This window comes from Neisseria viridiae (assembly GCF_962747995.1).
GTDB lineage: Bacteria > Pseudomonadota > Gammaproteobacteria > Burkholderiales > Neisseriaceae > Neisseria > Neisseria viridiae.
Window position 1 is genome coordinate 1 of sequence record NZ_CAUJAJ010000035.1, and the last position, 2,130, is coordinate 2,130.

The following is a 2,130-nucleotide window of genomic DNA, read 5'->3' on the forward strand; positions in this document are numbered from 1 at the left end:
GTGGATTTCGCCCATACGCTGCACCAGCGTTTCATCGGAAACCGCGTTCAACTGATATAACGCCTCGCCGAAGAGGACGCTGCTCGATGCGCCCGTCGACAATGTTGACGGGTAGAGGTAGAAATCCCGCTTGCCGTCTGCGGAAATATTGACCTTTTTGGAAGCATCCGACTCGCCCAAGTCAAAACACCACCCTCCCTGTTCCGTACAGCGGACATTCAATTTGTATGATGCTTTATTGTCTTCTTGATTGCCTTTGTTTTCGACCAGCTTTAAAAACTCCCTGCCCGTCGTTTTTGCCTTGGCATTGTCTTCATATTCGATAATGTACGTCCCTTCGCTGCCTTTTCGGGTAATCAGCTTGTCCGATTCGCCTTTGACGATGTCGCCATACATTTTGAACACGCCGCCATCACCCTTGAGCTTGCTCACGGACACTTTGACAAATTTGTTGTTGTCGCTAAATTCGACCTGCGCGCCTTCCGACAAATCCAACTCTTTCAGCATCGAATCATTGGTAACCCTCCAGCGCGCGCCGTTGCTTATTTTGAGGTTGACGGTGTTGTTTGTCTTGTCGTCGATCGCGCTGTCTTTAATCCAACCGTTTTCATCGAAGAAATCTTCATATTCTTTGATTTTTTCTTCGTCTCTCGCAATACTTTTTATTCGGCTTTCTTTTGATCTCTCTTTTGCTTTTATTTGTTTTTCTTTTTTTTCTTTTTCTTTTGGGTCATTTTCATTGAGTTTAGCCAATTCTTCCTTGAGTTTAGCCAATTCGTCATCCAGCTTGGACAAGCCTTCCTGCTTTTTAACTAGACTTTTCCTTGTACTGTCGATACTTTGTTCCGTGGGCAGTACATTCCCGTCCGCATCCACGGTTTCGCCGAACATATCTTTCCCTTTGGCAAAGCTCCTTTTCCCGATATGGGCTTCCCCTTCAAAATAAGAATCTTTGTTGGCGAGGTTTACGCTCACGCTGCCGCCGTTGTAGGCGAAAATATCGCCTTTGATTTTGACAACCTTGTCTTCCCCGCCTACAACCTCGACTTTGCTGTTTTTCCCGTCAATCGCAAACGCGCTGCCTATGCTTTTCGGCCTGCCCTGCCCGTCATAAACCGGCGTTACATCGATATTGACGTTTCCACGGAAAACCGCTTCCATCTTAGAACCTTCCGGAGTCTTGCCATATGCACCTGAATACAAACCAAAACCGTTGCTTTCCGCCTCGTCCTGTCCATTCCTATCGATTTTAATGTTTACGTCGCCCTTAAACTCCATTGTGGTGATACTTGGAAAATCAGGGTTGGGTCGAGTGCTACTATAGTGATTGGCGGTAATGCCTTGCCCTACCTCTTTTCCTGATTTGATGTTGATGTCCAGTGTCGAGCCTTCTTCGGAAACAAAATGATAGTTCCCCACTTTTTCACCATTATTAAACAATAGGATACCTTCGTTACGAGAGTTGGTATTTGAGTCCGCGTCCATATTGATGGTATTGCGCCCTTTAAAGGTAAGCGTTGCCGGTGCCAAGCTGTCGGCTACACTAGTATTGATTCCGTCATAAGACAAAATGCCGGCATTCGCGTTATGGGAGGCTATGGTTACGTTTTCAAAAGTAACGTTATTTTTGCCCTCATAGCTTTGATCCGCCAACATCACCACGCCGCCTCTCTTCTCCCCGCTTTTTTCGCTTAAATCGTACGAATAACCTGGACGGTCTATCTTTGTTTCAAGCGATTTATTGTCAATCGTCGGCGAGACATCGGCAGAGCCGTCTGCCAATTTGCCTTTTATCGTAATGTTGTTCGTACCGCCGTTGGCGGCAATGATGAGGGAATTTAAGGGTTTGACTTCGGTTTCGCCATCGTAGGTGTAGTTGTTCTCTTGCCCTCCTTGTGCGAGGACGAGGGTGTATTTGTCTGTCTTCTCTATCGTTCCACTGCTTGCAGCGTCCGCCCCTTGCGCGTGCATAGAAGCGGCTGCAAAACCAAGTAAGATGCATTGAACTGTCTTCTTCTGTTTCATCAGTTTTCCATTTTAAAGGTATGTGATTTTTATCATTATATGCTTAAATCATTGACACGCCAAAAAAAAAAAAAAAAAAAAAAAAAAAAAAAATTTTTTTTTTTT

1 protein-coding gene is annotated in these 2,130 nt (G+C 45.3%); it reads right to left on the reverse strand.

Annotated features, from left to right (window positions below; genetic code table 11):
- A partial coding sequence (locus Q9J79_RS10235; protein ID WP_304685321.1) for a pertactin-like passenger domain-containing protein occupies positions 1-2,025 on the reverse strand: 2,025 nt, incomplete at its 3' end.
- Positions 2,026-2,130: the final 105 nt, after the last annotated feature.